Origin of the sequence: Marinobacter sp. 2_MG-2023, assembly GCF_030546935.1 — a bacterium.
Classification (GTDB): domain Bacteria; phylum Pseudomonadota; class Gammaproteobacteria; order Pseudomonadales; family Oleiphilaceae; genus Marinobacter.
Genome location: NZ_JAUOPH010000006.1, coordinates 121,647 through 144,664 on the forward strand (window position 1 = coordinate 121,647; position 23,018 = coordinate 144,664).

21 protein-coding genes are annotated in these 23,018 nt (G+C 54.1%); 8 read left to right on the forward strand and 13 right to left on the reverse strand.

Annotated elements, in window-relative coordinates; all coding sequences use genetic code 11:
* Nucleotides 1-188: 188 nt before the first annotated feature.
* From Q4501_RS16040 to Q4501_RS16050, 3 genes are read left to right on the forward strand one after another with little or no spacing between them, the layout of a single operon-like run.
* Nucleotides 189-2,252: a bifunctional diguanylate cyclase/phosphodiesterase gene (locus tag Q4501_RS16040; protein ID WP_303597271.1), complete on the forward strand. Its 2,064-nt coding sequence runs from the start codon at nt 189-191 to the stop codon at nt 2,250-2,252.
* Between the two features lie 23 nt (nt 2,253-2,275).
* Entirely contained in the window at nt 2,276-2,863 is a 588-nt protein-coding gene (locus Q4501_RS16045; RefSeq protein ID WP_303597272.1) for a LemA family protein, read from the forward strand.
* A gap of 11 nt (nt 2,864-2,874) precedes the next feature.
* Entirely contained in the window at nt 2,875-4,878 is a 2,004-nt protein-coding gene (locus tag Q4501_RS16050; RefSeq protein ID WP_303597273.1) for a M48 family metallopeptidase, read from the forward strand.
* A gap of 34 nt (nt 4,879-4,912) precedes the next feature.
* On the opposite strand, the gene gspD is transcribed toward Q4501_RS16050, so the two are convergent.
* From gspD to Q4501_RS16080, 6 genes are all read right to left on the reverse strand, one after another.
* On the reverse strand, nt 4,913-6,856 hold the full coding sequence (gene gspD, locus Q4501_RS16055; RefSeq protein ID WP_303597274.1) for a type II secretion system secretin GspD: 1,944 nt from the start codon (nt 6,854-6,856) through the stop codon (nt 4,913-4,915).
* 32 nt (nt 6,857-6,888) lie between these two features.
* The gene (locus tag Q4501_RS16060; RefSeq protein WP_303597421.1) at nt 6,889-7,743 is read right to left on the reverse strand and encodes a type II secretion system protein N; all 855 of its coding nucleotides are present in this window, start codon (nt 7,741-7,743) and stop codon (nt 6,889-6,891) included.
* 2 nt (nt 7,744-7,745) lie between these two features.
* Complete coding sequence (gene gspN / locus Q4501_RS16065) at nt 7,746-8,537, reverse strand: type II secretion system protein N (protein ID WP_303597275.1); 792 nt, start codon at nt 8,535-8,537, stop codon at nt 7,746-7,748.
* A 173-nt stretch (nt 8,538-8,710) separates the two neighbouring features.
* Nucleotides 8,711-10,363: a chaperonin GroEL gene (gene groL, locus Q4501_RS16070; RefSeq protein ID WP_303597276.1), complete on the reverse strand. Its 1,653-nt coding sequence runs from the start codon at nt 10,361-10,363 to the stop codon at nt 8,711-8,713.
* 78 nt (nt 10,364-10,441) lie between these two features.
* Nucleotides 10,442-10,729 (reverse strand): co-chaperone GroES, encoded by a 288-nt coding sequence (groES, locus tag Q4501_RS16075; protein ID WP_072796755.1) that lies wholly within the window; start codon nt 10,727-10,729, stop codon nt 10,442-10,444.
* A 191-nt stretch (nt 10,730-10,920) separates the two neighbouring features.
* The gene (locus Q4501_RS16080; RefSeq protein WP_303597277.1) at nt 10,921-11,463 is read right to left on the reverse strand and encodes an FxsA family protein; all 543 of its coding nucleotides are present in this window, start codon (nt 11,461-11,463) and stop codon (nt 10,921-10,923) included.
* 89 nt (nt 11,464-11,552) lie between these two features.
* On the opposite strand from Q4501_RS16080, the gene Q4501_RS16085 reads away from it, so the two are divergent.
* The 3 genes from Q4501_RS16085 to Q4501_RS16095 all read left to right on the forward strand — a co-directional run bounded on the left by Q4501_RS16085 (nt 11,553) and on the right by Q4501_RS16095 (nt 13,786).
* The gene (locus Q4501_RS16085; RefSeq protein ID WP_303597278.1) at nt 11,553-12,314 is read left to right on the forward strand and encodes an SDR family oxidoreductase; all 762 of its coding nucleotides are present in this window, start codon (nt 11,553-11,555) and stop codon (nt 12,312-12,314) included.
* Nucleotides 12,315-12,387: 73 nt separating this feature from the next.
* The gene (locus tag Q4501_RS16090; RefSeq protein WP_303597279.1) at nt 12,388-12,630 is read left to right on the forward strand and encodes a helix-turn-helix transcriptional regulator; all 243 of its coding nucleotides are present in this window, start codon (nt 12,388-12,390) and stop codon (nt 12,628-12,630) included.
* Entirely contained in the window at nt 12,620-13,786 is a 1,167-nt protein-coding gene (locus Q4501_RS16095; protein WP_303597280.1) for a type II toxin-antitoxin system HipA family toxin, read from the forward strand. The genes Q4501_RS16090 and Q4501_RS16095 overlap by 11 nt, the downstream gene beginning before the upstream one ends.
* Here Q4501_RS16095 and Q4501_RS16100 read toward each other — a convergent pair.
* The 3 genes from Q4501_RS16100 to Q4501_RS16110 all read right to left on the reverse strand — a co-directional run bounded on the left by Q4501_RS16100 (nt 13,761) and on the right by Q4501_RS16110 (nt 15,979).
* Complete coding sequence (locus Q4501_RS16100; RefSeq protein WP_303597281.1) at nt 13,761-14,066, reverse strand: MGMT family protein; 306 nt, start codon at nt 14,064-14,066, stop codon at nt 13,761-13,763. The genes Q4501_RS16095 and Q4501_RS16100 overlap by 26 nt on opposite strands.
* Nucleotides 14,067-14,071: 5 nt before the next feature.
* Complete coding sequence (locus Q4501_RS16105) at nt 14,072-15,418, reverse strand: MFS transporter (protein ID WP_303597282.1); 1,347 nt, start codon at nt 15,416-15,418, stop codon at nt 14,072-14,074.
* A gap of 78 nt (nt 15,419-15,496) precedes the next feature.
* Nucleotides 15,497-15,979, reverse strand: coding sequence for a YajQ family cyclic di-GMP-binding protein (locus tag Q4501_RS16110; protein ID WP_303597283.1), 483 nt, complete (start codon nt 15,977-15,979; stop codon nt 15,497-15,499).
* 116 nt (nt 15,980-16,095) lie between these two features.
* On the opposite strand from Q4501_RS16110, the gene Q4501_RS16115 reads away from it, so the two are divergent.
* On the forward strand, nt 16,096-17,067 hold the full coding sequence (locus tag Q4501_RS16115) for a response regulator (RefSeq protein ID WP_303597284.1): 972 nt from the start codon (nt 16,096-16,098) through the stop codon (nt 17,065-17,067).
* A 305-nt stretch (nt 17,068-17,372) separates the two neighbouring features.
* Nucleotides 17,373-18,407: an AraC family transcriptional regulator gene (locus tag Q4501_RS16120; protein ID WP_303597285.1), complete on the forward strand. Its 1,035-nt coding sequence runs from the start codon at nt 17,373-17,375 to the stop codon at nt 18,405-18,407.
* Nucleotides 18,408-18,543: 136 nt separating this feature from the next.
* Here Q4501_RS16120 and Q4501_RS16125 read toward each other — a convergent pair whose 3' ends face one another.
* The 4 genes from Q4501_RS16125 to Q4501_RS16140 form a co-directional block, all read right to left on the reverse strand.
* Nucleotides 18,544-19,755 carry an argininosuccinate synthase gene (locus Q4501_RS16125; RefSeq protein WP_303597286.1) on the reverse strand — a complete coding sequence of 404 codons (1,212 nt, stop codon included), beginning with the start codon at nt 19,753-19,755 and terminating at the stop codon, nt 18,544-18,546.
* Between the two features lie 153 nt (nt 19,756-19,908).
* Nucleotides 19,909-20,310, reverse strand: coding sequence for a flagellar export chaperone FliS (gene fliS, locus Q4501_RS16130; protein WP_303597287.1), 402 nt, complete (start codon nt 20,308-20,310; stop codon nt 19,909-19,911).
* A 66-nt stretch (nt 20,311-20,376) separates the two neighbouring features.
* Nucleotides 20,377-22,359 carry a flagellar filament capping protein FliD gene (gene fliD / locus Q4501_RS16135; protein ID WP_303597288.1) on the reverse strand — a complete coding sequence of 661 codons (1,983 nt, stop codon included), beginning with the start codon at nt 22,357-22,359 and terminating at the stop codon, nt 20,377-20,379.
* A 200-nt stretch (nt 22,360-22,559) separates the two neighbouring features.
* Nucleotides 22,560-22,997, reverse strand: a complete 438-nt coding sequence (locus Q4501_RS16140) for a flagellar protein FlaG (RefSeq protein WP_303597289.1) — start codon at nt 22,995-22,997, stop codon at nt 22,560-22,562.
* Between the last annotated feature and the right edge of the window lie 21 nt (nt 22,998-23,018).

A 23,018-nucleotide genomic window follows, 5' to 3' on the forward strand; every position in this document is an offset into this window, starting at 1 on the left:
TGGCAAAGAAGGAAACTTACAAATTGAAACGTCGACGCTCTTAAGTATCTGAAATAATCCCCGCTACTATATAGAGTGTCGTTTGACCTGAACCGTAATCCCTACAGTCAGCAATATGGTAAGTTACTCCAACACTTGATATCTACAAGAACAAGGGCGCCTGATGAACGGGCTAAAGACGGATTTGAATGCAAGCATCCTTTGAGGCCGAAAACCGCCTTGGCTACCGCATCCTTTGGTGGATACTTGCCGTTGCACTGATCAGCGGGGTGATTGTGAGTGCCGTACAGGTGGTACTCGATGCTCGCCGCGTATCTGCTGACCTCAACAATGAGGCCGGCGAAACCATTGCGATGGTCAAAGACGCTGCAACCCAAGCCGTGTTCAGTATTGACGCAGATCTGGCAAAACAGGTGGTCGACGGCCTGTTTGAGAGGGAAGCCGTGCATCTGGCCCAGATCCTCCACACCAACGGCGAACCTCTAAGCAGTCGTTCGCGCCCAATGGCTGACAGTGCATTCCGACCGCTGACCAACTGGATTTTCGGTGCCGAACGCCAGTTCCGAACAGAACTGGTACGCAAAGGCGACCCAGCGGGCTCTGTATACGGTTATTTCGTTGTTCACTACGATACCGAACCAGCAGCCCACATGTGGCTCGGCCGCGCCATCATTACCTTCACATCGGTTATCGCCACAGCCGTGATCTTGGGAATGGTGCTGTTTTTTGTTTTCTACATGCTTCTGACCCGCCCGCTGCTGCGCATTGTGCACTCCTTGAAGCAGGTCGACCCAGCACATCCGGATGACCGCCTGATTGGCACTCCTGCGGGACACGAGAAGGACGAACTCGGGCTTTGGGTAAAGGCGACCAACACCCTGCTTGTCGCGATTGGCGACAGCCAGAAACGCCATCGCGAAGCCGAAGACCGAGTCAGCCGGCTTGCCCGCTACGACCAGCTAACCGGGCTGCTCAGCCGAGACAGCTTCATGGATCTGTTGAAAGCTGATATCGAAGAATCGAAGCTCAACCAGACACTGCTATCCGTGATTGTTTGCGGTATCGACGATTTCAAATCTATTAACGACCAGTGCGGTTTCCGTACCGGGGATATGACCCTGCAGACCGTTGCAGACCGGCTCCTCAACTACCTGAGTGGTTCACGCTTCACTGTCGCCCGGCTCGGGGGTGATCAGTTTGTGGTTGTTGAGAAAGGACTCAAAGATGGCTTTCAGGCGGCAGATACTGCAGAAGCCATTCTGGCTGGAATCAGCGAGAACATCGGTGTCGAAGGCCAGAACATTTCCATGACGGCAACTCTCGGTATTGCCCTTTACCCATCCGATGCCATCCAGCCAGACCGTCTGCTACAGAGCGCAGAGCAGACCATGATGCTGGCTAAGCAGAAGGGCCGGGATCACTTCCAGTTTTACGTGGCAAGCATCGACCAGGAAATCCGGGACCGCAAGCAGCTGGAGAAAGACCTTTCACAGGCGCTGGCTCTTCACCAGTTCCACCTCGTTTACCAGCCTCAGATTAACCTCGAAACCAAACGGATTATCGGCGCGGAGGCGCTGCTTCGATGGGAACATCCTTTACGCGGCCTGGTTCCACCGGATTACTTTATTCCGGTCGCGGAAAATAATGGCACTATTGTAGAAATTGGTCAGTGGGTGCTGGAACAGGCCTGTCTGCAAGCCAGATTATGGGCAGACAAGGGGCTTCACCTGCGGATCGCCGTCAACCTGTCTGCGGTGCAGCTTCGTCAGGATCGGATTGTGGACGACATACTGAGCACGCTGAAGCGCCACAGCGTCCCGGCGGGTCGGTTGGAGCTGGAAGTCACTGAGACCAGCTTCATGACCAACCTATCAGATGCGGTTGCCAAGCTTCACACCCTGAATCGGGCTGGCATCAGCATTGCCGTAGATGACTTCGGCACTGGCTACTCATCCCTTACCTACCTCAAGAAAATGCCGGTACAGCACTTGAAGATTGATAAGCAGTTTATACGGGACCTGCTTGTTAACGAAGAAGATACACAGATTGCCAACACCATTATCGATCTCGGCAAAAGCCTCAACCTTACGGTGATTGCGGAAGGCGTGGAAACAGCAGAGCAGGAATGCTATCTCAGCCAGCGTGGTTGCAAACTGGCACAAGGTTATCTCTTCAGCCGACCCATCCGTCCTGACGATTTCGAGACTTTTGTACAAAGGTTCCACCAGAAAACTGTAGAAAATAACACCTGACCCATTACCTGTGAGGAGTTGCCATGGGCACTACCATTATCGGCCTTATTGTTATTGCCATCGTGGCAATCTATCTGGTTTTTATCTACAACCGCCTGGTTTCTTTGCGTAACCAGTTCAAAAACGGCTTCGCTCAGATAGACGTTCAGCTTCAGCGCAGGCACGATCTCATCCCCAACCTGGTTGAGGCAGCCAAGGCCTACCTTGTGCACGAAAAATCAACGCTGACCCAGGTAATGGAAGCCAGGAATAATGCCGTCAGCGCACAGAAAGACGCAGCAAAAGATCCAGGCGACGGCACCAAAATCCAGCGGCTAGGTGGCGCCGAAAACCTGCTGACCAAAGCACTTGCCAACTTTTATGCTGTGGCAGAAAACTACCCGGAACTGAAAGCCAATGAGACCATCCAGCAATTGATGGAAGAGCTTTCAAGCACCGAAAACCGGGTTTCCTTTGCCCGCCAGGCTTATAACGACGGAGTAATGAGCTACAACATCTTCCGCGAACAGTTCCCTAACAACATTATCGCAGGCATGTTTGCGTTCAAGGAAACTTCTCAGTTGGAGCTTGAATCTCCGGAGGCCCGCCAGGCTCCGAAAGTAGCCTTCTGAGGCTCTGAAACATGGCTCATCCCGGTTTTTTCCAGCGCCAGGCCAGTGCCCGGCGCAATACCAGTCTGCTCGTGTTCCTGTTTATCACAGCAGTGATGCTGATCACACTGGCGGTATGTCTCGTGGGTTATCTCGTTACCCGCAGCGAAACTTCCGGCCAGCCTTTCCACTACTGGCTATTATCCAGCCATGGCCTGATCACCGCCTCCGCTGTTGTTATTCTCATATGTATGGGGTCACTCATACGCTGGGCAGACCTGTCCGGCGGCGGCAGCCGCGTTGCAAAAATGGTTGGCGCACGCCCCATTGACCCCGACACCCGAGATGGAGATGAGCGCAAGCTGCGCAACATCGTAGAGGAGATGGCTATCGCCAGCGGCGTGCCCGTACCGGAGCTCTACATAATGGATAGCGAGACCGGCATCAACGCCTTTGTGGCGGGGTACACGCCCGGCTCGGCTGTGATGGTCGTTACCCACGGGGCAATCACCCAATTAACCCGGGACGAACTTCAGGGCGTTGTGGGTCACGAGTTCAGCCATATCTTCAACGGTGATATGCGCCTTAACGTTCGCCTCATAGCCCTGCTCGCCGGCATTCTGATGATTGGTCAAATCGGTGGGTTTCTCGTTCGTGTTTCGTTTTATAGCGGTGGACGGACAACCGCCCGCAACCGGGATGGGCGCGCCCAGGCGGCCATGGGGCTGCTTGGCATAGCTTTGTTTGTCATCGGCTACCTGGGCGTATTTTTCGGACGCCTGATTCAGGCTGCCGTGTCGCGTCAACGGGAAACCCTCGCCGATGCGTCGTCAGTTCAGTTTACCCGCAACCCGGAAGGGATTGGCGGTGCCCTCTTCAAGATCGGCCTTAGAAGCAGTTACCTGGATACCACCGGCCATGCCAGTGATATGAACCACATGTGCTTCGGGGAAGCCGCACGCATGAAGTTCTCTGCTTTACTTGCGTCCCATCCTCCGATTGACCAGCGTATTAACGCCATTCAGCCCGGGTTAATGGCCCGGCTAAAAAGCCGCCTCAGGGACACTGAACCCGGTAGTGATCTGCGTGCAGCTACGACCGGGCGAAGACCTGAAGGTGCCTCTGGCTTTGCGGATACTGCAGCAGACATTTACGGCAGCATTTCTGGCCGGCGCACATCCCCTTCAGGCTCGGCAATCGCGGCACCAACACCCACATCCACGACGGCACAAAAGCTATCGGAACGAGTCGGTACGGTTAGCCCGGAAGGCGAAGACTTTGCAGTTCATCTGCTGCGCCGTTTGCCTTCAACATTCCGCGGCTTGCTTTACACCCGGGCAGGAGCCATTCAGCTCTGCTATGCCCTGCTCGTTAGCGATTTGGACAAACGGCAACAAGAAGAATGCCTCGGACTGCTTCCGGAGCATTCGTTACTTGGCGCGCAATCAGACCTGTTGGCCAAACTGATCCCTGCGCTTCAAAACCTTGGCGAGGCTGTGCGCTTCCCGGCTCTGGAACTCGCCATGCCAGCTTTGCGCAAACTGGATCCAGACGAACGCGCGCAATTGATTCGCAATGCGAGGAAATTGGTCAACGCAGACAAGCGGATTACGCTATTCGAGCTCACTCTTACCAGCTTCCTTTCCCGCCATTTAGGCGTGGATTCAGACAGGGCAATGCCTGTACGCCACCGCAGTTACAAGCCGGTGATGCCGGCACTTCAGAGACTTCTGAGCCTCTTGGCAAGAGCCGGGGCGGGTAAAAGTGCGGACGCAGGCATTTTGTATCGCGAAGCCATTGCCGGCTTCGCAAGCCGCGGAAGCGGCGATTATCCGATTCTGACAAAAGTCACCATGAAACAACTGCAAGAAGCATTGAAGGCGCTGAATGGCCTATCGCCCCTGCTGAAGCCAGCGGTTATCGATGCCTGCGGGCATTGCATCACTTATGATGGCGTTATAGAGGTACGGGAGTACGAGCTGATGCGGCTAGTGGCAGACCAGATGGACTGCCCTATGCCGCCGATGACTATCTAAAAGGCATGCAGGTATTTATTTTTCCGGCGAACTTTTATTCGCCGGCTTTAAACAATATGTCTACATCGGGATTCACTTCAACTTCCGGCAAGCCGAGTTTGTTGCGAATATCCAGGTTCACATCCCACAACTGATTGAACTTTTCGGATGTCGCCACTACCGCATCGCCCTTGCCAAGCAGAATCTTGGGTCGCAGGAACACCAACAGATTACGCTTCACCCTGCGCTCAGACTCCGACGAAAACAGTCTCCCGATATACGGAATGTCGCCCAACAGGGGCACTTTGCTCTTGTTCACCGTGTAATCGTCGCGGGTTAGGCCGCCAAGCACGATGGTTTCGCCATCGTCTGCAAGCACCGTTGTCTTTATTTCACGTTTGTTCGTCACGATATCCGACGCATCTTCAATACTGTCGGCAACGCTTTCTGTGGTCTGCTCAACAACCAGCCTTACCAGGCCATCCGCACTGATGGTTGGAGTTACCTTCAGAGTAAGACCAATATCCCGGCGCTCAATCGTGGTGAACGGATTAGTGGTGCCGTCACCCGTAACGGTGGACTGACCTGTACGAAAAGGGACGTTCTGGCCAACGATAATTTCCGACTCCTGATTATCCAGAGTAATGATACTCGGTGTCGAAAGCAGATTAGCCGCTGCAGAGGTTGATAGCGCCTGCAGTAGAATTCCCCAGGTCACACCGTCCTCATTTCTCTGGCCGGCACCGATAGTAACCCCCCCTAATGCCGGTGCAATGGCGGACTCCGTCAGAATTGCGCTGACAACATCACCCAGGCTGTTTCCCACATTCCCGAAGTTTGTTCCCATTACAGGCGTAGAGGCGCCGGATTCATCACCAACCGCCACCTGGACCCCAAGGTCCTGACCAAGTTCATCGCTGATTTCGACAATTGCCGCCTCAATCATTACCTGGGCACGACGAACATCCAGCGCGGCGACAATCACTTCTGCCTCCTGCATCAACGACGGCTCACCACGAACCACCAGAGCGTTCAGCCCCTCATCGGCAAACACCGAGAAGCTGCCCTGAGGCCTGCTGGTAGCGCCGCTACCAGCCGCGCCTCCGGAGCCACTTTCCTTGGCGAGCTCGCCCATTACACCCGTGAGGATCTCGGTCAGATTCTTCGCATCGGCGTGCCTGAGGCGGATTACCTTGGTTGTGCCCCCGCTGGCAGATGGCTGATCAAGTTGCGCAATCAAACCACGCATCTTGTTCCGGAAGGATTCATCACCCCGGAGGATAAGACGGTTGCTACGCTCATCAGCGGTGACACTGTACTTTCTGGCGGCGCTGTCGTTTCCGGCGCGACCCAGCTCATCCGGCGCCAGCTCCTGCAACAGAACCACCATATCGCCGACCCAGGCTTCCCGAAGTTTGATCACTTCTACTTCATATTTAGAGGGGCTGTCCAGCTCCCTCACAATCTGCTCAATCCGCTGAATATTAGAAGAATGATCACTGATAATCAGCGCATTAGCGGCTGCCACGCCAGCCAGATGGCCGTATTTTGCCACCAGCGGCCGAAGAATGGGCACCAGCTCCAATGCATTCGCGTTATCAATCTGAATAACCCGGGTAATCAGCTGTTCAGAGGGCGTACTAGGGAAGCGGCCCAGAGCCTCGGCGGACTGTTTAGCATCCACCTGCTGAACCACCTTGATAACCTCTTCGCCGGGAATAGCGGTGAAACCATGGACGTTAAGCACCGCAAGAAACAGATCATAAATCTCATCCTTGTTCATCGGTGCACTGGAAAGGACGGTGACCTTACCCTTGACCCGGGGATCCACCACAAAACTGTAACCGGTAATATCCGCGACCTGAGTAACAAAAGCGCGGATATCCGCATCTTTGAGGTTCAGCCTCCAGGTTTCTTCCTGGCCGTATGCCATCGACATCAGGGGTAAAAGAACAAGCAGAGCCAGGGCCCGCAGAAAATTGGTTTTGTGGTTATACATCTGGCGATTTCTTCCTGTATCGATGAACCCGATCAGCGCCACTGCTCGGGTATGGCATAGCTTATGGTTAGGAAAGATCCGTCACGTTCGATTTCAATATCAAGGCTGGCCTGGCCACGCCAGCTTTCCAGCAACGACTGATCCTGTTGCAGGTCGCCCAGACGCTGCCCGTTGATGGCTGTTATTACGTCCCCGGCTTTGAGATTCACTGCGTTCAACATGGCATTAGAGCCGTCATATACGTAGCCCGACATACCGCTGTCATCCACGGGGCTCAGCCCGTAAGGCGTCAGTGCGGCAACACCTGAACTGTCCAACTGTTGCCTGGCATTTTCAAGAAACGCTTCCGGTGATGATTCTGCCGGCTCCCGTGCCACCTCTGCAACCATTGTGGAAGTGTCGTCTTCCTCAAACGTCAGTGATTCATAGCGACCGCCACGGCGAATCAGTATGCGCCCGGGCTCTACCTCTGCCAATTCGGCATTGCCCGGAAGCAAATCACCAACCCGATACCACGAGGTTTCACCATTGCTTCCGGCCACTATAGCACCTGAGTCCTCCGGGCGCTGTCCTACCAGAACCCCTTGAAGCCTGAGCTTTAATCCGGTCTCCGGAGCTGAACGTTTCACTGCCTCGGCCACCTCTCCTGAGACCTCCGGCCGACCAAAAAACTCGTAGCTCGCCATTGGGTAGCGGCCAGAACTTCCAAAAACCGAAACACCTGACGCACTGGAGACCGACGCAATCACAACCGGCTTATCATTCCAGGCGTAAAGCCAGGTAGCATTCGCCAACACGACTCCCAGATAGATCACCAACCCCACAAGCAGCAGATTGGCGAACGCTTTAGCAATCCGATGCTGGGTATCGGCAGCCGGCATAGCCATCATCAATGCGCCCCCGGGAGCAATGGCTGCCTTACACGGAACACGATATCATCCGGGCTGGCAGAGTCCGACCAGGGCTGACCGGCCAGATCGATCATGCGCTTATAGACCCTTAACTCCATCATTCCGTTCCAGCGGATATTTGCATCTGCCGCAGGACCGCTGCCTGATTGCTCCGAAATAACCAGTGCCACACCACCATTGGTCGTGTCCAGATTGGCTTGCATAGGCGGAAACTGGGCCTGCCCGGTCTGATCACCCATGGGCCAGCTCACCCTGCCCCCTGCCCATCGGCCGAGGCCGTCGGCACTCACGACACGGTCGTCGGCCCATTCCAGAGCCAGGCGATCAATGCTCACGTCGCCCTCAATCATCGCGCCACCACTGCGCCGGATCAGTTCTTCAAACTCGGCAACGGCAATATTACCGCGGGCATTCAGACGAGCATTTGCAGGCCAACCCAAGGTTATATCGCCCGAAACAGCGGACTGAAGAGACTCCACCGAAATCCGCACAGGTTGCTCCAGCGCTGTAATCGAAGGCCAGCCCAACTGCCAGTGCACGCGCACCGGAAAACCGGCAACAACAACTCCAGCGGCGCCATCCCAGACCTTGCCCGCGACCTGCTTGACCTGAACCTGAGCAGGAAGGGAAATATGCGGCGATGCCTGCTGCCAGAGCCAGCCCGCGGGTATAAAAACAATCAACGCACCGAGGTAGACAATCACCCCAAGCAGCAACAGCAAAAATACCTTGCCGGGGCGAAAAAAAGGTTTGGATTCAGCGTCACTCATTCATTTACACACAGACAGTTGGCTGGTTGCCGAGTCTAGCAAACGCTTTGGTCAAGTTCATGACAAAAAAACAAAAACCCCGCGCCAGTGTGAACCGGCGCGGGGTTTTTGAGCAGATCTGGCTGCGCCTCTTAATCAGAGGCGCAGTCGGAATCAGCAGGCTATGAACGGCATTACATCATGCCGCCCATGCCTCCCATTCCACCCATTCCGCCCATATCAGGCATAGCGCCACCGGCTTTCTCGTCATCCGGCTCATCCGCAACCATCGCCTCAGTGGTGATGATCAAAGATGCAACAGAGGCAGCTGCCTGCAGTGCAGAACGGGTTACCTTGGCAGGATCCAGGATACCCATTTCCAACATATCGCCATAAGCTTCGGTCGCAGCGTTATAGCCGAACGAACCTTCGCCTTCGCGAACCTTGGCAACCACTACAGAAGACTCACCGCCTGCGTTGTAAACGATCTGACGCAAAGGTGCTTCCATGGCGCGACGCAGAATGTTAACACCGGCTTTCTGCTCTTCGTTGATGGCATCAACTTTCTCCAGCGCAGCAATAGCGCGGATCAGAGTTACACCACCACCAGGCACAATGCCTTCTTCTACGGCAGCACGGGTTGAGTGCAGCGCATCTTCAACGCGAGCTTTCTTCTCTTTCATTTCAACTTCGGAACCAGCGCCTACCTTGATGACGGCAACACCGCCAGCCAACTTGGCCACACGTTCCTGAAGCTTCTCTTTGTCATAGTCTGAAGAGCTGTCTTCGATCTGCTTGCGAACCTGTTCAACACGGGCTTCGATATCCGTCTGCGCACCAGCACCATCAATAATCGTGGTGTTTTCTTTGGTGATGTTCACACGCTTGGCAGTGCCCAGGTCGTCCAGAGTGGTGTTCTCAAGGCTCAGACCTACTTCTTCAGAGATCACAGTACCGCCAGTCAGAATGGCGATGTCCTGCAGCATTTCCTTACGACGATCACCAAAACCAGGCGCTTTAACAGCGGCGACTTTTACGATGCCACGCATGTTGTTCACAACCAGAGTCGCAAGCGCTTCGCCTTCGATGTCTTCGGCAATGATCATCAGGGGCTTGCCAGCTTTAGCGACAGCTTCCAGAACCGGAAGCAGTTCGCGGATGTTGGAAACCTTCTTGTCGACCAGCAGCATGAACGGGTCATCAAGTTCAACAGACATGTTGTCCTGGTTGTTGATGAAGTACGGAGACAGGAAGCCGCGATCGAACTGCATACCTTCAACCACGTCCAGCTCGTCTTCCAGGCCACGGCCTTCTTCAACGGTAATTACGCCTTCCTGACCAACTTTTACCATTGCATCGGCAATAAGCTGACCAATTGTCTCGTCGCCGTTGGCAGAAATGGTACCTACCTGGGCAATGTTGCGGCTGTCATCGCATGGCTTGGCCATGTCATGAATCGCTTTGACCGCTTCTGCAGTGGCCTTGTCGATACCGCGCTTCAGATCCATCGGGTTCATGCCGGCAGTCACAGCCTTCACGCCCTCGTTAACGATGGCCTGGGCCAGAACCGTAGCAGTGGTAGTACCATCACCAGCAGTGTCATTGGCCTGGGAAGCAACTTCCTTAACCATCTGCGCGCCCATGTTCTCGAACTTGTCTTTCAGTTCGATTTCCTTGGCTACAGATACACCGTCTTTGGTGATGGTCGGGGAGCCGAAGGACTTCTCGAGAACAACGTTACGGCCTTTAGGACCAAGAGTAACCTTAACAGCATCCGCCAGGACGTTTACGCCTGCGACCATGCGCTTACGAGCGCTATCACCGAACTTAACTTCTTTTGCTGACATGTTTTCTATTCCTGTTCGTTAAACCGAATTCGTTGGGCCAATCGGATAAATGACTGACCATGCGAACTGCCTGAGCTGTTACTCAAGCACGCCGTAAATGTCGCTTTCGCTCATGATGAGCAGCTCTTCACCGTCGATTTTTACGGTGTTGCCGGCATACTGGCCAAATACCACGGTATCACCCGCTTTGACTGCCAACGCACGAACATCGCCGTTTTCCAGAACGCGACCGTTACCAACGGCAACGACTTCACCCTGGGAAGGCTTTTCTTTGGCATTACCTGGCAGCACAATGCCACCCGCAGTTTTCTCTTCTTCTTCTTTACGGCGTACAACGACACGATCGTGTAGCGGACGAATCTTCATTGCTCGGCTTCTCCAATAGTCAGATTAATGTGGCAATGACATTTGCTGTTGATAGCCGGATTGCTGTTTCAATCCGGCAAAATTGCCCGGCCTCTGACCCACTGCTTCCAGTTGGTATCGGCCTGCGGCTAACTTGTGAATCTTATGTGGGGCTCGTACAGGGGTTTTCAACACCCACTCCGATAAAATTTTTACTTTTTCTCGAGGCGATCGTGGTCGGTTTCTGTCTCGTCACGGTATTCGCCTTCAATAATGTCGCCGTTGCCATCCCTGTCGAATGGCCGCTGTTTGCCAAAAGGGCTATCAGACCGCCCAAAAGGGTCTTGACCGAACGGGTTCTGGCCACTCCCAGCGCGGAAATAGAACCCACTACTCTTGCCTGATACCACCATCCGCTTCAACGCCTGTGCGGCAAGCCAGTGCCGGGTGAAGGGCACAAGGCAAAAAAATCCGACGGCATCGGTGATAAACCCGGGGGTCAGAAGCAGCACACCGCCAACGGCAAGAATCAGCCCTTCGGCAACCTCTCGAGCCGGCAACTCGCCACTGTTCAGGCGCTGATTGGCTTTAAGCAATGTGGCCAGGCCTTGCTGGCGAAGCAGCCAGGCGCCGGCAACAGCCGTCAGCAGCACAAAGCCAATGGTGTTGAACACACCAATCACGCTGCCTACCTGAATGAGCACCGCCATTTCGGCGATCGGCATGATAATGAAGATAAATAATAATATGGGCATCAAGCTCTCACGGTCTGGATTGGGGCATTTAAAGGTCTGGTATACTCTCAGCCTTTCCAAAATACCTCCTCACTTACTTAGGGCAAAACATGAAACTTCAAGATTCTGTGATAGCAATTACCGGCGGCGGCCAGGGCCTTGGCCGCGCCATGGCCGAGTACCTGGCTGCAAAAGGCGCCAAACTGGCTCTGATCGACCTGATGCCAGAGAAACTTGAAGAATCCGCAGAAGCCTGTAGAAAGGCAGGCAGCGACGCGAAAGTCTACGTATGCAATGTGGCAAAAGAAGACGAAGTAGAGAAAACGTTTGCCGCCATCGCAGAGGACTTCGGCCGCTTGGATGGCCTGGTCAACAACGCCGGAATACTGCGAGATGGCCTGATGGTCAAAGCAAAAGACGGCGAAATCACAAAGCGCCTGGAACTGGCTCAATGGCAGGCTGTTATCGACGTTAACCTCACAGGCGTATTCCTGTGTGGCCGTGAGGCGGCTACTCAGATGATCAAAAACGATAATAAAGGCGTAATCATCAACATTGCCTCCATTTCCCGTGCCGGCAACATGGGCCAGAGCAACTACTCCGCCGCCAAAGCCGGCGTATCTGCACTGGTGCCCGTGTGGGCAAAAGAACTTGCACGCTACGGCATCCGCTGCATGGGCATTGCGCCCGGATTCGTGGGAACAGAAATGACCGAATCCATGAGACCGGAAGTCCTTGAGAAGTTGATCTCAGCCATCCCCCTCAAACGCATGGGCACGCCAGAAGAAATCGCCTCGGCGGCCGCTTTCATTTTTGAAAACGATTACCTGTCGGGCCGGATGATCGAGGTAGATGGCGCGATGCGCATTTAAATGCCCAAAATACTTTACAAAATAAACAAAAATAATAGTATGTAAAGTAAATTAGCCAAAGCAACCACTCAGAATGGACTTACAAACATTAGGCAAGACCATCTCAACCTTGCGCCAACAGAACGGGGTGTCTCAGCTAAAAATGGCTGAGCACCTCGGCATCTCACGCGCCACGATCAATGCGCTTGAAAATGGCCGCTCAGGCGACATTGGTATCCGCAAAGTCATGGCGATACTGGACTACCTCGGCAAGGAACTGGCCATTCGGGATAAATCGCCCTTCCCGACTCTGGAGGAGCTGCGGGATGGGCAATGAGCTAAGCGTACGCACTGGGGGGTTCCCTTCCGGAAAACTGTTCCAGGAAGCCGATGACCTCGTATTCCGTTACAGCGGGACGGCTTCCCCAGACCAGTTCGTTTCACTCACAATGCCTGTGCGCCGCAAAGATTACATCCACCCGCGCTTGCACCCGGTATTCGAGATGCATCTGCCCGAGGGCTATCTGCTCTCAATCATCAAAAAGCAATTTGCCAAAATTACAGAGACCGACGACTTCGGACTTCTCAGATTGCTTGCCCCTAATGTTCGGGGACGCGTTGAATACACGCGCAATGAACAATCTGAAAAGTCGCCCTTGCAGCTCGATACCCTTCTGCACTCAGATAATCCGGGCCTGTTCGAAGAACTCGTTTCACGCTTCGCTCTGCGCTCTGCACTGAGTGGCGTGCAACCCAAAGTGCTGGCACAACTTGAGAACAAGGCAACTCTGCGTCTGGATGACTTCATTATTAAGGCCTGGGGCCCAGACTACCCTGCTCTTGCCCTGAACGAATACTGTTGCATGCTGGCCTGCCAATATGCGGGAATCCCAGTACCGGAGTTCTATCTATCCGACGACGAAGCCCTGTTTATCATGAAACGATTTGATCTCCGTGACGACGGAAGCGCGCTGGGCTTCGAGGATATGTGCGTGCTTCAGGCAAAGCAGCGAGAAGACAAGTACCGCGGCAGTTATGAACAAATTGCAAAAACAATAAAAACCTTTGTGAGCCCGGAAAACAAACAGGCTTCACTGGAGCAGTTCTTCAAGATACTTGTTATCAGCAACGCGCTGCAGAATGGGGACGCGCACCTGAAAAACTTTGGCCTGGTTTATGAGAGCTTCACCTCAGCCAGACTTGCGCCGGCTTACGATATTGTCTGCACCACGGCCTATATCAGGCAGGATATTCCCGCGCTTACGCTTGCAGGCAGCAAAAAATGGCAAACTCGCAAGCAACTGGAGCGATTTGGGGTACAGGCATGCAATCTGACGGCTTCAAAGGCCAGTGCACTTTACGAAGAGTGCCGCCAGGCTCTGGGAAAACTGTCGCCTTACATCGCCACCCGACTTACTCAGAACCCGAACAATGAGCAGTCAATGGTGCTTGAGCACTTGCAGACTCTTATTGCCAACGAAACCGCGACATAGCCACGCGGCCGTTAACCACTTCCACGCCTTCCGCTTGCAGTAAACTGACCTGTTCCTGATAGATCTCGGAGCCTTCCGGAAAGGCGATCTGGCCATTACTGCGGATAACCCGATACCAGGGCACGGAGTGGCCTTGCGGGAGTTTGCCGAGCGCCCTGCCAATGTAGCGGGCCTGGCGACCGAGACCAGCCATTTCGGCCACTTGGCCGTAGCTGGCAACCTTGCCCGGCGGGATTGCGAGCACTACCTGCCAGATTTTTTGATCCTTTCCCGGTTCCATACGCTTTACCCGCTTGCGGCCTGGCCGGCCTCTGCACTGTCGTTACCTGAGTGATCGGGCGCCAAGGCATCCAGCCTGTCACCCTGGCGAATCATAAACAGAGCGAGAAGAATCGCGGGGATACCCATCAAGCCGGCTACGAGGAAAAACTCTGCATAACCGAAGCCCGCAACAACCATCCCGGAGAAGCCGCCCAGAAACTTCCCTGGCAGCGTCATCAAGGAGCTGAACAACGCATACTGAGTAGCCGTAAAAGACGCGCTGGTCATGCTCGACAGCCAGGCAATCAAGGCCACATTGGCAATGCCTCCGCTGAGGTTATCGGCACTCACCACCACCGCAAGTGTGACCAGATCAGGCGGGTACTGGGCCAGAAATACGAACAGAAGGTTTGTTGCTGCCGTCATGATCGCGCCCACCAGCAAAATCTTCCTTGTACCATAGCGCACAACCAGAACACCGCCGGCCAGCGAGCCGGCAATCGTCATGAAAAACCCGAAAATCTTGGTTACGTCCGCAACCTGGGTTTTGCTGAAACCCATGAAATCCAGGTAGAAGGGGTTGGCCATAACACCCATGGCAATATCAGAAATGCGGTAAACCGCCACCATCAACAGAATTGCAATGGATAGCTCTTTGTAGCGCCGGAAAAAATCCAGGAAGGGCCCTGCTACGGCAGCATAAAACCATCCGGCAAAGCGTGCCATTCTCGGGCCCAGATGGGTACGCTTCGCGGCTTCCTGCTCGACTTTGTGGGCGATGTCCTGCGCGATAGAAAAGTGATTTACCTCAGGCTCCCGAACAATCAGCACGGTTAAAGCACCCACACCCACCAGAGCAGCCATAACCTCGTAGGACACCTGCCAGGACCAGAACTCCGCCAGGTATAAAGCCCCGGCTCCGGCTACCAGAAGAGCCAATCGATAACCAAAGATATAAGTAGCAGCCAGGGCGGCCTGAAGCCTCTCTTCAGCGATCTCGATGCGATACGCATCGATAGCCACATCCTGGGTTGCAGAGGAAAACGCCACCAGCAGCCCACAAAGCGCCATGGTTTCAGGCACCGCGATGGCGTCTACATGGGCCATCAGATACAAACCGGTCGCAATGCCAACCTGCGCCAGCAGTATCCAGCTACGACGCTTGCCCAGCAGCCTGTCCAGTATCGGCAGTTTCAATCGATCAACTACCGGCGCCCAGAACACCTTGATGGAATAGGTTATTCCCAACCAACTGAAGAAGCCTATAGTGGCGGTTTCCACACCCACGTCGGCAAGGCGGGCATTCAGCGTGGAAAACACCAGCAAAAAGGGCAGCCCGGCGGAGAACCCGAGAAACAACAGAGCGATCACCTGCCAGCGAGTGTAGGTGAACAGCGTGTCCCGGATCAGGGCCAGGCGGGTGCCGGTAGAAATGGTGGTGCCTCCGGATCAGTCGCGGAAATTATTAAACTGCAGAGGGACGTCCAGTTCGGTCTCGCGCAGCAAGGCAATTGCCGTTTGCAGATCATCCCGTTTTTTACCGGTCACCCGCACCTTGTCGCCCTGAATGCTCGATTGTACTTTCAGCTTGGCGTCTTTGATCAGCTTCACGATCTTTTTCGCCATGTCGGTTTCAAGGCCCTGCTTCAGCACAAAATGCTGTTTCATCAGCTTGCCGGATTTACTCTCGCCGCTCTCGGAAAGCGCGCGACCATCGATATTGCGGCTGGCAAACGCCATGCGCAGTATGTCGATCACCTGCTCCAACTGGAATTCCTGCTCGGCGCTGACGGTTACGCCCTTATCATCCTGTTCAATGTCTGCATCTACATTTTTGAAATCCCAGCGATTGCCGAGATCTTTTTTGGCTTTATCCACCGCGTTGGTGACTTCGTGCATATCAACTTCAGAAACAATATCAAAAGAAGGCATGGTCGTTATTCTCCTGGACCTGTAGCGAGTATACTGTCGGCTTTAGAAATTGTGGCAAGCATATCAAGCCCCGGTAATCATCGCATCTGACAATGGACTGTAAAAAGTAGACAAACATGCCAAATCTGGACCTTCCAATACTTGTAGTCGACGACGCGAAATTCAGCAGTATGGTGGTTGGCCGTACTCTAAAGAATGCCGGTTATCGCGACGTACGTATCGCCAATGACGCACCGGCGGCCCTCAAGCTTATCGAACAACGCCCGGTAAGCGTGCTGATTGCAGACTGGCTGATGCCCGAAATGGACGGGCTGGAGCTCACCGATCAGGTACGCCAGCAGGATGAGCAGAAAAACCACTACACCTATGTAATGCTGCTGACCGCTCGGGAGAGTGTGGAAGCTCTCGCAGAAGCGTTCGACCGGGGCGTAGACGATTTTGTCTACAAATCCGACATGAGCAAACAGCTGATCCCAAGGATTTTCGCTGCCGACCGAATGGCAGATCGACAGAACACACTGCTGCGTGCCAACGCCCTGTTGATCGAGAACAACCGGGAACTGGAATCCAGCAACATCATCGACCTTGAAACCGGTCTTTGCAACAACCGCTACGGCCGGGACCGGCTAACCAAGATGTTGCGCCATGCCGAATCCCGCGGCGGTGCGTCAGCTTACGTGCTCTGTGGCATCCGCAACTGGCAGGAACTCAAACGCAAGCACCCGCCCGCCATTATGAATGAATTGTCAGTGGGCATTGCACGCAGGCTAAGCACCCTGATTCGCCCCATCGATGTGCTATGCCGGGTCGGCGACAATCAGTTTGCGATCATTTCCTACTTCCCGAACAGCGACCACTGTACAACAACCGCCTTTCGCCGGGTGTTTGATGGCATTAACCACAAGGCCCTGAAAACCACCGCGGGGTATATTTCTGTCGAAGCCGGCATGGTGCTTTGCAAAGCCGACGCCCAGAACGGAACGCCCTCCATTCAGGATATGGAACGGGCCTCGGTAAATGGCCTGGTGGATGCCTATGAAACCCGCCGGTTTACCGAGACCGCACCAGAGATAGGCATGAGCGCCTGAGCAGGCAAACAATCCGTAACACTGAGACACACATCTCGCACAGACACAGCGCAGCGTACAGCCTATTCTGAGATTGTGGATTCAAGCAGTATCCCCCATGGCGGAGGAGCCGTGTTGTACCTCCGCCGCCAAATGGGGAATCCACCGAATTAACGAATTTTTCAGGCACTTTCGTTGTTCTTTTTTGGCCAGCTCGATAGCTGGCCTTTTTGTTTTTTGCTTCCCCGCAAATCCCTCTTTTAAAGTCGCTCGGCACAACATTCGTTATACTCCCGCTATAACATCCAAAAAATTGTGCTGTATTCATGAAAAACCTTGGAACCGCCTCCGTCGCCGCCCTTCGTCAATACGTTCGTGCGGCCGAATCCGCAGGCACAGATACCTCTGCCCTATTTGCACAGGCTAACCTGGATCCGAACATTCTGGATTCTGACGACGGCCGTATTGATGGTGAACAGTTCCAGCACTTTATCCGTTTGTTGTGCGAACTCACCGACAACCCGATTCTCGGGCTGGAGACCGGCGACTTCGTGCAGCCGGGCTCCTACAGCGTGCTGGGTTATATCACCATGAGCTGTGCCACCCTGGGGGAAGCCGTTGCCAGAATAGCGCCGTTTGAAAAACTCGTGGGCGACATGGGCACAACCGGGCTGGCCATAGCTCAGGGCTCAATCACACTAACCTGGAACTGCAACTACGATGACCCAGTGGTTCGACCACAGGTGATCGATAACGTATTCGCCTCTTGGGTGAACTACGCTCGCTGGTTAGCAGACGATACTGAAGCCTCTCCTACCAGCGTTCGCCTGCAACGGGAATTGCCCGGCGTCGAGCTGGAAAAGGCCTATCGCAACCGCTGGAACTGCCCGGTTCAGTTTGGCGCAGACGAAGATTCCATAACGCTCAAACAAGATTTACTGGACACTCGCCTGCGCCAGCCCGACCCCATGCTGCGCAAAACCCTGGAAGCGCATGCCCTCACCCAGCTGGCCTCACTGGATACGCTGGATACAGACACCGACCTTACATCCCAGGTAAAACACAGCATTCAGCACCAGCTGACGCAGGGCATCACCCGGCAAGACATGGTGGCGGACGATCTGGGAATGACAAGCCGAACCCTGCAGAGGAAGCTGAGCCAGGAGGGCGTTTCCTATCAAAAGCTGCTGGATGAAGTTCGTCAGAAAATGGCGGAGGATTACTTACTAAACAGCGACTTGAGCATCCCGGATATAGCACTAAGGCTGGGATACAGTGAAACCACATCGTTTCACAGGAAATTCAAAGCGGTTACAGGCCAAACACCCGGAGAATTCAGACAAACAAAAACTGGCAACTAGCCTAGAACGACCAAGGCCGGCACAGACTCCCAGAAACGTGGAGCGCCAGGGATGGCGCGACCGAGCCCTACATGGATGTATTCACGGGCGTTTTCTGGGAGTCTGTGCCGGCCTTGGTCAGACTCAAGTTCAAACCTTAAAGCTTGCGGCCTTTACCAGCGGCAATCCGCAGGCGCAGAGCGTTCAGCTTGATAAAGCCTTCTGCGTCTTTCTGATCATAAGCACCGTGATCCTCTTCGAAGGTCGCGATGGTCTCATCGAACAGAGAGTCATCAGACTTACGGCCAACCACATCAACGTTGCCCTTGTAAAGCTTCAGACGAACGGTTCCGTTCACGTATTCCTGAGTCTGATCAATCAGCGCCTGCAGAGCTTCACGCTCTGGCGACCACCAGTAGCCGTTATAGATAACCTCGGCATAGCGCGGCATCAGGCTGTCTTTCAGGTGTGCTACTTCACGATCCAGCGTAATGGACTCGATGGCACGGTGGCCACGCAGCATAATGGTGCCGCCCGGTGTTTCATAACAGCCACGGGACTTCATGCCCACGTAACGGTTCTCAACAATGTCCAGACGGCCGATACCATTGGCGCCAGCAACCTTGTTCAGGTTTTCCAGCACTTCGTGTGCTTTCATTTCTTGCCCGTCAATGGCAACAATGTCGCCCTTGCGGTAGGTCAGCTCAACGTAAGTCGGCTCGTTCGGAGCCGCTTCCGGAGACACACTCCAGCGCCACATATCTTCCTCGGCTTCAGACCAGGGATCTTCCAGGTTCATGCCTTCATAGGAAATGTGCAGGAGGTTGGCATCCATGGAGTAAGGCGATTTGCCCGGCTTCATATCTACCTGAATATTGCGCTCTGCGCAGTACTGCAGCAGCTTTTCACGGGAGTTAAGATCCCATTCACGCCAGGGCGCAATCACTTTCACACCCGGTTTGAGTGCATAGGCACCCAGCTCGAAACGAACCTGGTCGTTGCCCTTACCGGTAGCGCCGTGGGAAATGGCATCCGCACCGGTTTGATTGGCAATATCGATCAAACGCTTGGCAATCAGAGGGCGGGCAATGGATGTACCCAGCAGGTACTCACCTTCATAGATGGTATTCGCACGGAACATCGGGAACACGTAATCGCGAACAAATTCCTCGCGCAGATCCTCAATGTAGATTTCCTTAACGCCCAAGGCTTCCGCCTTTGCCCGCGCCGGCTCAACTTCCTCGCCCTGGCCAATGTCGGCAGTAAAGGTTACCACCTCACAGTTATAGGTATCCTGCAACCACCGAACAATAACGGAAGTATCCAGGCCACCGGAGTAGGCCAGAACCACCTTTTTAATATCAGACATGCTTTGTGCTCCAGACTGAACAGAATGGATGTATTGAAAAGAAGAGCGATATTGTACGGGATGGCGGGGGAGTTGGCTATTGGAGGAAAGACCAACGCCCCCCTCTCTTGGCGGGAGAGGAGCTTAAAGGAGGCGCGTCAGGAAGAAGGAAAATCAGCCAACCTGGGCCGACTGGCCCACCGCCTCTTCCCGAATGCCGTCCCAACCGCCTTTGATGGAGCGAAGCAGGTCAGCAACTTCGTCCAGCTTGGCAGTATCGTTCCTGGAACTCGCCTCTAGCAAGGTGCGCTCCATATAGTCATACAAGCCTTCAAGGCGTGCAGCAAGCTCACCGCCTTTTTCAAAATCCAGAAAGCTTTTCAGCCCACCGATAATTTCAATCGCTTTACCAATCAACTTGCCTTTACCGGCGAAGTCCTTTGCCTGCATACGAGCTTTGGCCATGTTGATACGTTCAAGCGCACCGTTGTACAAAAGCTGAATCAGCTTGTGAGGGTCGGCGTCGGTGATGCTGGTCTGAGTATTTACCCGTTGATAGGCCTGTAAACCGTTCATAATTTGCCTCATTTTCCATTGGCCAAACCAGTCCGGTGACTGGATCCGCCTTATAAAATTGGTTTATCAATCGCTGTTGCTAGACAACAGAGCTTCAAACTGCTGGGTGACATAATCGCGAGTATTATTGAGCTGAGAAATCAATGAATCGGCAGCGCTAAACTGGCTGACCAGCCGCGCCCGATAGGCCTCGATTCGCGTTTCCAGTGCTGCCTGGCTCTCTGCAATATCTTCCAGTTGCTGGTTCAGGCTACTGGTACGAGTCTCAAAAGCCCCGTCCGCACCTACATAGTTGGTTACCAGATCAACCGTGCGCTCGGCCACGCCTTCCACGAAGGTGATGGAGCCCCGGCTGCCGGTCTGGTCGCCCAGAACTTGAACCTGCAGCCCAGATGCCCCGCCGGAGCCGCTGCCCAGATAAAGCACCTGGCCATCACCTTCAGCAGTCTGGCCACCAATGGTGCCGGCCACATCCAACCCAACGGTGCCTGTTTTAGCCGAAACACCAAGGTCGTTGCCGCCTTCAGCCCACACAAGGCTTACGTTCGAACTGCTACCGTAACTGCCAGATGTAAATCTGAGCGCACCGCTCTCATCCAGATCCACCATCACAGACTGGCCGGCAGCATTGAGGGGCGTACTGTTATTAATCTGGTTCTGAATTTCTGCGACCAGTTCATCAGCGGTCGCGTAAGTCTGCTGGTTCAGCTGAATCGAAAAATTTGTCGAGTCATCGACCATAAACTCGATCGAGTCATTGGTATCGTCAATAACAACCCCGCTCGTAAGCGGGGCATCTCCCGCAACGCTGCCCTGGGTTGCAGCCTGGGTGATGTTGATATCGTAAGTGCCTGGCTCTGTGTCCAGACCGCTACGCACAAATTCAACCTGACTATCGGTAGTCCGACCCTGTTCCGCAAACAGCGCCGTCACATCGTCCGGGTTGGCCTTGAGCTGGGCAATAAAAGCCTCCCTGTCGAACTCCAGGCCACCCGTTTCATAGTTCGTGGTAACTCCCACATCCGCAAGGCTTCGCACGTTGGCGTTTTCAAGACCAGGCACAACCCGTGTCAGTATTTCCCGGAGCTGACTCTGGATAGAACGAACGGTGCTATCACCCGTGAGCAGGCCGCCCACACCGGCATCGGCGTTATAACCCGCCAGACCGTCAATTGTGGTCTGCAGAGCGTTGAACTGGTCAACAAAGCCCTGCACCCGGTCCGCAACCGCTTCGAAGTCCTGCTCTACCCTGATGACAGATGAGCCGGTTTCTGAAATATCAAAATTAAGCCCGTCTATAACATTTTCAAAACTGTTGTTAGAGCGAGTAATCTCTACACCGTTAATGGACATCACAGCGTCTGTCGCCGCGATGGTTTCTCGCAAACCAGAATCCGCATCCATTGCTGTATTAAAGGCGAAGCGGGAAAGCCCCTGGTTATCCGTCGCGGTACCCTCGGAGTCCCCGGAAACTGAAATACTCACAGCGTTAGCCGTGCCGCTTTCGTCGGCAGAAAACACCAACTGAAATCCGTTACCCGTATCAATTACACCGGCAGACACACCCGCATCTGCCTCATTGATTGCATTAGCCAGGCCCTGCAAAGTGTCGTTGCTATCATCAATGGTGATATCAACGGTATTACTCCCAACGGAAAGGGTAAGGGTTCCCTGACCAACACTGGTAGAGTCCCTGTCGGCAAATACATCCCGGGAGGCCAGCGCCTGTGCCCCCGCAAGGCTGGTCACTTCAACACTATAGGTGCCGCGACTGGCCTTGGTGCTATCGACCGTTACCCCGATGTCCTCGTTGGACGAACTTGCAGAAAAGGCCGTCAGGTTTTCCGGTGAGCTCAGCTGTCGCATGGGCAGGCGCAACTCAGTTACCGCACTTCGCAAGGTGCCATAAGCCGAAATAAGCGCCTCGGCCTCTTCAGTTTTCTGGGCAAGACGGGTATCGGTTGGAGCACGCTCCGCCTCTACCAGCTGATCCACCAGATCAGACGTCAGAACACCAGAACCTATTCCCAGCGATGAAATGCTTGACATAACCACTGCCTCCCAAGGGGGCGAATCTATTCGTTGTTCAGTTTATCGGCAGAAGACGGCAAAACTTTGCCCCTTTCTTCATGCGATTTGTAACAACCTGTTAAACCGAATTTTAACCCAAAACGCAAAACACCGCCGGCCCCTTCAGGTGCGGCGGTGCTGGAATACCGTTGTCAGCCTTAAATCAAAACGGCAAGCGTTCAGACTTTAATGTTAAACAACGTCAGCGGTTCATCCTGCTGCAATTTTTCTGCCAACCTTAATGCCACCTCATCAGGCATCTGCCGGACAACTTCCTGGGTTTGCTGATCCACCACACGAACGATGGTCTGCCCCAGATCGTTATCCACTTCAAACTGCAGATCCCTCTGGACGTTCTGAACATAATCGTTCAGCTGCGAAACCGCAGAATCCAGTTCTTTCCGCTGCGCGTCATTCTGTTCCTTGAGCTGTTCAGCTTTAGAAACATCCTGACCTCGGGTAGCCACCGCAACCGGCGCAGCTGACTCAGAAGATGAAGAAACAAGCTCGGAGGCATTACTGCCTTCGGCCTGAGATGACGACATTGCCTTTACCGGAGCCTGGCTGTCAGTACGCACCAGTTTCAGGCCCGGACTGCTCAGGTTAACGTCATTCATAGCTCACCTCTCTATCCTTGG